Raw genomic sequence first — 9,581 nt, 5'->3', positions numbered from 1 at the left:
GGCGGGGGAAGGGCGATGACCAGCCGAGGCTTGACGGGGACTTTGGGAGCCGATGTAGCGGTGGCGGTAGCCGTGGGCGCGCGGGTGGGGGTGGCGGTGGGAGCCGTAGTGGCGGTGGGAGCCGTAGTGGCGGTGGGAGCCGCAGTTGTTGCGGTGGCCGCCCTGGTGGGAGTATTGGTGGCCGCGGGCGCGCTGGTGGCGGTGGGATCGTCATCGCCGCAGGCGACGATAACGAGAGTGAGCGCCGCCAGAGCCGCTAGGCCCAGGAACACCCTCCCGTGGAATAACCACTTATGTTGAAACACTTATGATACCTCCGTAAGGCGTAAAATTTTGCCACCGGACAAGCCGTAATCCGAATGGCGAGAGCCCCTTCTGGGATGACGCTACATGGTATAGACCAATCAGATGTTTGTCAATCCCTATTTGATAGGGGTAGTCCAGGCACGGTTTAGGCGTGGGGCAGACGGCTAGAACCAAGGGTAACGGTTTTAGCCCGAAGAAGACCATGTTTTTGGATAAAACAGGACGGCCCCGGCATGCCGGGGCCGTCCTGGGTCCAGATGTAAACGCGGGCTGCTTACCTCTTCACGGCCTTGGTGTACTCATGGTAGCGCACCGGGCCCATGTGAAGTTGGTTGACGTTGTATTCAGCAACAGTGGCAGGGTTGAAAGCGACTTCAGAAGTAACCCAGAAGAGGGGCGCTGTGAAGTGCTTCTCCTTTACCCAGAGGGTGCCGAACTCCTGAGCATGCTTGTCGCGATCCGCAAAGTTGGTGATCTGCAAGCACTTGTTGTAGAAGGTGGAAGCCTCCTCATACTCGCGGTAGCCTATGCCCAGTTCCCAGATGAAGGAGAACTCTACGGCATGGCAGATGGGGTCGAGGGAGGGCGAGGTGGACCACATCCAGTTGGGGCGGTTCCTGGCGCGAGCCTGGTTGCGGAACTCGCCGAAGGCGTTGACCATCTCAAGGGTCACGTCAACGCCGACCGCAGCGAAGTCCTGCTTAATGGTCTCGCACATATCCGCCCACTCAGGGATGACGTTGCTGGAGCGCAGGCAGTTAAAGATGCTCTTGAAACCGTTGGGATAACCAGCCTTGGTCAATAGGTCCTTAGCCTTCTGGACGCTGTATTCGTAGGGGTAGCCGCCGGCCTTGCCGGTCTTGCCCTGAGGGCCTGGGATGGGAGCCCAGGAATCCAGGAAGTCGGAGCGCCAAGGCGGATAGTAGTCAACGGAGGGGAAAGCTGTGTTGTTGTAGTAAGCCTTGTTGAAGGCCTCGCGGTTTAAGGCGTGGTTAAGGGCCAGGCGGACGTCTGCTTTCCTGAGGGGGTCGTTGGGGTCATAGCCGCCCGGGGTCTTGCCGCAGGTCGGGACGCCGGAGCCGGGGAGGACCTTGCCGTCCTTGCAGTACACGTCCTCGCGGTAGTAGATGAAACCCACACCTTGGTGGACGCTAGGGAAGGTAGAGGCTGCGGTCTTAAAGCCGGCGGTAGTAATGGTATTGCGCTGGTTGCGGACCAAGGGGATGATGTCCACTTCCTTAGCCAGAAGCTGGGCCTGGCGGGTAGCGGCCTCGTTAACCAGGAGGACGCGGCGCTCGTGGAACTCAGGAGTGCGGCGGTAGTGGTTCTCCACGCGCTTGTGCAGGACTTCCTGGTTAATGGTGAACCTGACGTGGGTCCAGGGGCCGTTGCCTATTGGGTCGGTCCTGTATCCAGCCTCACCGACGGCTTCCCAGTGCTTGACACTCATGACGCCGGACTCCCACTCATCGGACATGAAGAAGCCCAGGTCCAGGATAATGTTGGGAGCGACGATGATGGCGGTGAAGTCGTTGGGGAATTGCCAGTTGGCAGCGCCGCCCATTCGGGCAGTCCATTCGCCGGCGCTCCTGGTATCTTTGGAACCGTAGGGTCCGCCCTCGCCGTTGAGGAGCTCCCAGGTGAGGAGCAGGTCCTTGGAGGTGAGGGTGTAGCCAGGAATAGCCTTGCCGTCCTTATAGAAAGGCACGCCCTGCTTCAGGTTGAAAGTCCAGGTCTTGCCGTCAGCGCCCACGTTCCAGGTGGTGGCCAGCTCGGGCTGCTCCTCGTTGGTGAGGATGTTGCGGCCGATGAGGTGGTCGTATTGGGCATTGAGCTTTTCGGAGACCTGGGACTGGGTGTATGGGACCGTCTGCTGCTCAGCCGGAGCAGGAAGGGCGATGACTAGCTGAGGTTTGATAGGGACGCCGGCAGCGCCGGTGGGCGAGGGGCTGGCCTGGGGAGATGCGGTGGCGCCGGGGGTTACAGTGGTGGCGCCGGGGGTGCCGCCCGTTACCGGGGTGTTAGTCCGCGTAGCAGCGGCGGTGGGAGACGCGGTAGAGCCAGTAGTGGGAGTCTGGGCGGGTGTTGTGGCGGTAGCGGTGGCGCCAGTGGTAGGGGTGCGGGTCTGCCCCGGCGTGGCGGTGTCGTCGTCGCCGCAGGCGACGACGACGAGGGTGAGGGCCGCCAGGGCGGTGAGGAGCAGGTAGATTCTCCTACTGAAGAGCCATCTGGATACTGTCACGAGGATACCTCCGTAAAAGCCAAATTTCGCAGCCCACTGGGAGCGGGTTACGAGGCGGGAGCCTATGGGTATCCCGGAGCAGGCGAGCCTTCCAGCCCTAATGCTGCCTGTCTGGGACTCCTTACAATTATTTCCAGCCGCTAAAGGGGCACTATGTCCCTAGGTATATAAGTAGGGTGACTAAAAGACTAAGTAAAAGGGATGGAGTCGGATTCATTTTAAGCGTAATACACGATGACAGCTGATATATAGCAGGCATTCCGTAAATCCAAGGGGTAAAACGGTTGTTATACAGACTGGTTCTTCATCTGCCTCAATGGGGATGGATTGGAGATAATGGGATCGCTAAGAGTGAAAAGAAACCTTGGCGATTTTATTTTTCTCTTTGCAGGGCGGGGGCGCAGAGCGCTGGAAGCGCTTGTAAAGAGGAAGGAGGCGGAGCGTGGCGATAAGAGGCTGGACTCCAGTCGCTATAGGATGAACCTGGATAACAGCATTATATGGGGGGCCGGCGGGTGTGCCAGTCGGTGGCTTGCTCATAGGCGTAGGCGGCGCGGAGGGCGAGGGTGTCCTGGAAGGGCTTGGCGGCGATTTGAAGGCCGACGGGGAGACCTCGCGAGTCGAAGCCGCAGGGGAGGGTGACGGCGGGGAAGCCGCTGGTGTTGTAGGGACGGCAGTAGGTGGGTACGAAGGCCTCGGGGCCGCGGGTATCGCCGCTGATGGTGACTTGGTCGGCGTTCAGAGGGAAGGCGGTCATGGGCATGGTGGGGCCGGCGATGAGGTCGAGGTTGGACATGAGATTGTGGATGTCCTGGAGGTATCGCTGACGCATACGCTGGGCCAAGAGGTAGTCGGCGGCGGACATGAGGGCGCCGGAGGCGATGCGAGGGTAGCGTTTGAGGAGTTCTTTTAATTCCGGGGAAGGATTGGGCTGGCGGGCAAGCCGGCCCATAGCGCCGGAGCCGTCGGCGATGGAGAGGAGGTGGCCGAAGGTGACGGCCCAGAAGACGTTGGGCCAGGAGACTTCATGGACCTGTGCCCCTAGCTCTGCCAGCACGGCGATAGCTTTCTGGACACTCGCCTTGACCTCAGGCTCGATGGGCGCTCCCCAGAACTGTTTCGGAACGCCGATGCGCAAGTCCTTGATGCCTTTCTTTATGCCTACGCTGGATTTAAAGGGCTTTGTGACGGCGGAGGCAGGGTCTTGGGGGTCATGGCCTGCGATGGCGTCCATGGTATAGGCGGAGTCCAAGACGGCGCGAGTCATAGGGCCGCAGACATCGATGCTCCAGGCCAGGGGAGTTACGCCATATCGACTAACGAGGCCGTAGGTGGGCTTGTGACCGACGACGCCGGATAGGGCGGCGGGGATTCGGATGGAGCCACCGGTGTCGCCGCCAATGGCGATGGTGACGAGGCCCGCGGAGGCTGCGGCGCCGGAGCCGGAGGAGGAGCCCCCGGTGACGCGGGTGGTGTCCCAGGGGTTTCGGGGGCTGCCATAGAACTCGTTTTTGCCGGAGCCTCGAAGGCCGAAGGGGGCCATGTTGAGTTTGCCGATGAGGATGGCGCCGGCCTGCTTGAGGCGGGCGACGATGGTTGAGTCGAAATCTGGGAAGAACTGGTCGTAGATTTTCACGCCGGCGGTGTTGCGGACGCCCGCGGCGTAGCAGATATCTTTGGGGGCGAAGGTGACGCCGTGGAGGGGGCCTCGATAGCCGCCCTTAGAGATTTCGCGCTCGGCGCGGCGGGCGTCGGCCAGGGCGCTTTCGGCGGTGATGGTGATGAAGGCGTTGAGTTTGGGCTGGAGGGTCTCAATTCGGTCCAGCTGGGCGTGTACCAGGTCCACGGGGGATAGTTTTTTGGCTTTGAAGAGCCGGGAGAGGGTTGAGACGGGAGCGTAGCAAAGGTCAGTGTTGTTCATGTGGCCTCCTTGGGAGGGTGAGGGAAGGGTAGGGGAGGCGGGGGCCGGGGGTCAAGGGAGGGGGACGGGGTCAACGGGATAGGGTGCTAATGAATGAGTGGTGGTTACGGACGGGGCCGAGGGGAGCATCCACAAGAAACGTGTGATGCACGACACATTCCTGGTCTTAAGCGGGATACCATCCCCTTAATCCCCTTTCCCGACTCCATCGGGGCTGAGTACAGCCTGCTGGAAGGGGAAGAGAAATTAAGGAACCACAACCCCCTCCTTCGATCCGCCAGAGGCGGACTCAGGACAGCGTCTAACTCCCCCTTCGCCTTCCAGGCCGAAGGGGGAGAACCTGATGGGACATCCATGCAACCTTCGTATATTCAAAAGGCCTAAAGTTTCTCATGAACAGAACCATCACGATAGAAGGCTCGAAAATCCCCTTCCTTAATGTGCATCATGCGTCTCTGTAGAAGGGGATGAAGTCTGGGGCTGCTATGTATTGTTGGGTGGGGTGGGGGTTTTCTGGAGGCGGAAGGGAGGGAGGAGGGCGGCCTGGCCGGGGTCGACGATGACGTTTAGGCGCTGGGAGGGGAGGTAGCCCGGGGCTACGACGGTGACGGTGTAGGCGCCGGAAGCGATGCCGTCCAGGGAGAAGAAGCCGTTGGGGCCGACGGGGATGGTGACGCCGCCGGGGCTGAGGGTTACGCTGGCGATGGACGCGTCGGGACTGTCCTGGAGGGTGACGGAGCCGGCTATGGAGCCGAAGGCGGGGACTTCGAACAAGAAGAGGAAGTTAGTGGGTGAGGCTGAACCAGGCAGGGTGGAGAGGTTGCCCGCGGCGTCCCTCGCCTGTATAAGAAGGGTGTATTGGCCCGGGGCCATGTCAGCAAGGGGGAGCCGGAAAGAGGCGGGGCTGACGGACTGGATGATAGGAAGGACATCTGCGGTGGGCGAGCCTATACGGGTGAGGAGGGCGGAGGTCAGAAGAATGGACTTGCCCGGATAGACAGGATTGGGCTGCCGCATCGCGATTACTCTGGCGGCGGGATGCTCGCCGCACTCGGAGGGATGGAGGGGGTTGCAGAAATTTATGTTTACGAAGGATCTGCCGGCGCCGGCCACGGGCCGCTGGGCAGAGCCGGCATTGGGAGAGAGGGAGAAGACGTGGGAGGAGGTGGGATTGCCGCCGTTGAGGGCGTTATCGAACTCGAAGACCAGGGCGCCGGGGAGGAAGCGGCCGGTGAAGGAGGGGTCCGGGCCGTCGGGGTCAGGAAGGCCGGCGTTTGCCGCATTGCCGGAGGCGTCGGCGCCGACGATGCGCAGATTGACCAGGCCGGCGGTGGGGAGACCTTTGATCTGGTCGATTCGCAGGGTAGCGCTCCAAGACAGGGAGCCGCTGGAGGATACGACGGGACTGGCGGAGACGGGATCCTCTCGAAGGGTGCCGGTGATTTCGTCATATACAAGGTAAGAGGCGGAGACCACAGGGTGGAGGCCGAGAGGTTCGCTGGAGGTTATGTGGACAGTGACCAGGTCACGGCTGAGGGGGCGGTCCGGGGAGTCGCCGGCGACGATGACGTTGAACACGGGGGTAAGGCCGTCGTCGGCGGCGACGGCGGTGGGACCGGCGAAGGGGGTGACTGTATTGCCAGTCATATCCGCAATCTCGCCCACCAACTCGACAAGGGGATGGGCGTCGGTGGGAAGGGGGTCTTTCAACTCGAGCAGGACACGGGCGCCGCCTTGCTCCAACATAGTCCTGACGACTTGCGCATCCTGGACGAGGAAATCGTCAGGCGAGAGGGTGTTTGGATTCAGAGGCGCGCCGCCATTGCCCAGGTCAAAGTTGACGCGCAAGAAGCGGCTGGCCGCGCCGTCTGCCTTGAAGGTGAGTGCGGCAGGATTCTGTATCTCGTAGCTGTCGCCTCGAGACCACAGGTTGCGGGCGCCGCCGGCGAGCCTGCCGCCGCAGTTGACCGATGTGGCGGTAAGACTAATGACAACGCAGGAACTGCCGTCGGTCAGGTTCGTGACCTGGTCGCCAATCATAACTCGCGAGGGAAAGTCGGCGGAGGGGCTGGCGAGGGTAGCAGGGCTGTCAGGGCCTAAATGGATGCCGATGAGGGATGAGACGGCCAGGCGCCGGTCAATAGAGCCGCCAGTGACGATGGGGGAGACGAAGCGAGAGAGCACGGGCGCCGCGGTATCCAGAATGAATCGGGCAGGATTACCGGGCGGGGAAGTTGGGTCGGAAGGATTGCCCGCGGCGGGTACGGCCTGGTTGGGGAGGTCCCGGACCCGCTGGGATGGGGTGCGATGGTCTATAAATTCAGGGGCGTTCCCAACCCTATCTTTGATGGGCGCCCACCACTGGATGGCGCCTTCATCGCCGGGGCTGAAGATGAGGTGACGGCTGACCTCGTAGGAATTGGGGGCAATCTGGGCCGGGGCAAGGATAGGACCGAGGTTGGGACCGTTAGCAGCGTCGACGACGATGGAGGCAACATCCGAGGGGGCGATGCCGGAGGCGCGGCCACCCCGGGAGGGCTGGTCGGTTATGCGGACTCGCAGGGTCTGAGCTAGAGAATTGGAGTAAGAGCCGAGGGAGGGTGAGAGGATTTCTATAACGGGCGGCTGAAGATCAATCTGAGCGGAAGCGGAGACGATGACGCCGCCATCGTCGTAGCTAGAGGTAAGGGTCTCGCCGTCAGCCGCGGGGAGGGCGACGGCCAGGAGGGATGAGGCGGGAGAGGAGGGGGCCAGGCCGAGGGAGAGGGCGGCGTCCTGGACTCGCGTGTTTAAGGCTTCGCCTAACTGGCCGGCGCGGTTGAGTTCCGATACTTGGACTACGCCGTCGTTATCAGCGTCGTTGGCGGAAGAGCCGGCGGCTAGCGACAGCGCGCGGAAGTCGGCATCTGCGAAGATGGCCGCTCGCGCTTCGAAGAGGCCTGTGTTCGGGCCGGTCTCAAGGGCGTTGATGGGACGGAGGGCGCCGCGTTGGAGAGCGGAGGTATGGAAGGAGACAAGGCTGTCGATGGAATCAGCGGCGGCGGATGTATTCAGGACGGGGGAGTTTACGGTAACGAAGGCGATGTTATAGCCAGGCTTGTCGGAGAAGAAGGAGCCGTCGGGGCGGGCGTCGTCATCCATGTCGGCGCCGCCCTGCAGATTGATGGAGCCGACGACGTTCACGTTAAGGGTGGTCTGGAAGCCGCCGACTCGTGCGGTGAGGGCAGCCTTGCCCTGGGACAGGGCGGAAAGCTGGCCGGAAGAGTCGATGGTGAGAACGCGAGAATTGGAAGTCTGCCAGCCGATGGCGGCGGCCAAGCCGTTGATTCGGCCGTGGCCGAAGGTGTTGTCCGGGCCGGGGGAGCCGAGATCAACGGCGCCGGCCAGGATGGCGGAACGAAGGGCGGAGCGGTCGGCGGAAGGGTTATCGCCGGGCTCGCCGGCGCGGAGGCCGGGCTGAAGCTCCAGGAGGAGGGCGGCTACGGCGCCGAGGTGGGGCGAGGTAGCGGAGGTGCCGATAAAGATGGGGCCTCTGGAGCCGCCGCGGCCAAAGCCGCCGGCGCCGGAGATGGAGACGCCGTCCACGGCCACCACATCCGGCTTTATGGCGCCGTTGTTGAGGGGTCCGCGTCCTGAGTAGGGCTGGATGCGGTCCAGGCCCGGGTCCGAGGCATCCACAGCGCCGACGGAGATGACGCCGCCGCCGGCGTCCGAATTGGCGGGGACGCTGCCGGAGGGGGTGTTGAAGTTTATATAGATGTCGGAGCCAGGAAGAGGGTCGCCGCCGACAACGAAGAGGTCGAAGGTTCTGGGACGGGAGGCGTTGTCATAGTTCTGGATGACGATGTCGAAGAAGCCGTCCGGGCCGGTGTTGGTGTAGTTGAAGCCTTCCACGGGCAGGCGCAGGCCGATGTTATCGCCTTTGCTGGCGGTGACCAGGGCGCCGGTGGTGTTGCGAAAGAGGTACATGTCGTAGTCAGTGTCGGTATCGCCGTAGTCGTTCCAGTTAAGGATTACGGAGACGGAGCTGCCGGACTTGAGGAAGATGGGGTTAGCGATGTAGGAGCCGAAACCCATGACATCGGTGGTATCAGATGTGGGGCCGAAGAGGTGGAGGCGGCCTGGCTCGTTGGTGAACCGAAGGCCGTCTATGCCGGAGTCATCGTAGCCGCCCCGGTAGTGCCTGACGGCGTTATTGCCAACGGCGGTAAAGTAGGCGCGGAGGCGGTTCTGGGGGTTATTGAGGGCCGCGGCGGTGTTGCGAGACATGACGCTGGACTGGTCGTAGGGGTGGCCGAAGAAGGCGATATCGTCGACGATGACGTCGCAGAGGCCGGCGAGGAAGTCGACAGCGTCCATGAACTCCAGGGAGGTGCTGAAGTTGACGAACCGCAACTGGGCGCCGGGGGCGATGTCGTGGATAACTTCCAGCATGGCGGTGCCCTCAGCGCTGATGCCGGTCTCGATGCCAGCTTCCAGGTTGCCGTCGGCGCGGAAAGATTGGGCCATGACGCCGCCGGAAGCGCCAATGAGCTTGCCGTCCTGCCGCAGGACGCGAGTGGGCGGGAGGTTGCCGGAGGCGATGGCGGCCTCAATACCGGCAATGCCGTCAGTGATGACGCCAATGGTGATGCCCGTACCGTCCACGCCTACGGCCTCACGGAGGGCGCTGAAGTCAAGAAGGGCATCGCCTTCGGTGTGCCGGGAGCCGGCGTTTACGGCGCCGTAGTCTGGTGTGGTGATGGACCGGACGTAAGGGAGTTGGGCGAGGTCGTTCAGCCGGGTGGGGTCGAGGGAGACCTGGAGGAGGACGCGGTCCTGGCTGACGCGCTGAACCTGGACGCCCAGGCTTCCCAACTCGTCAAGGACCCGGGTGTCGTAGCGGGTGACATAGAGGTAGAGTTGAACGCGCTCGACGGCGGCCTGCTGGGCGCTTGGGTTGGAAAGGGCCGTTGACTGTCCAATGCTCTGGGGGACGGCGAAGGAGCGCAGCACAGAGACATCCTGAGGATTAAGGGCCAGACGCGCGACGTCGGAGGACATCTTGGAGTGCTTGGGGATATTGAGAGGGGGGTCGGAAGGAGCCTGGGGCAAAGGGGAGGGCAGGGGATT

The 9,581-nt window shown here is 62.6% G+C and carries 3 protein-coding genes and 1 pseudogene; all 4 read right to left on the bottom strand.

Translation table 11 applies throughout. The features are described 5' to 3' along the window. Positions 1-206, bottom strand: a pseudogene (locus tag FJ320_12500) (hypothetical protein). A 374-nt stretch (positions 207-580) separates the two neighbouring features. Then, positions 581-2,650: an ABC transporter substrate-binding protein gene (locus tag FJ320_12495; protein ID MBM3926768.1), complete on the bottom strand. Its 2,070-nt coding sequence runs from the start codon at positions 2,648-2,650 to the stop codon at positions 581-583. Between the two features lie 394 nt (positions 2,651-3,044). Next, a complete protein-coding gene (locus FJ320_12490; GenBank protein MBM3926767.1) occupies positions 3,045-4,469 on the bottom strand; it encodes an amidase in 1,425 nt (474 codons plus the stop codon). A gap of 483 nt (positions 4,470-4,952) precedes the next feature. Further along, a complete protein-coding gene (locus FJ320_12485) occupies positions 4,953-9,512 on the bottom strand; it encodes a hypothetical protein (GenBank protein ID MBM3926766.1) in 4,560 nt (1,519 codons plus the stop codon). Positions 9,513-9,581: the final 69 nt, after the last annotated feature.

Source organism: SAR202 cluster bacterium, from assembly GCA_016872285.1.
In the GTDB taxonomy this organism is placed as follows: domain Bacteria; phylum Chloroflexota; class Dehalococcoidia; order Lucifugimonadales.
This window is presented reverse-complemented; position numbering and strand designations above follow the sequence as displayed.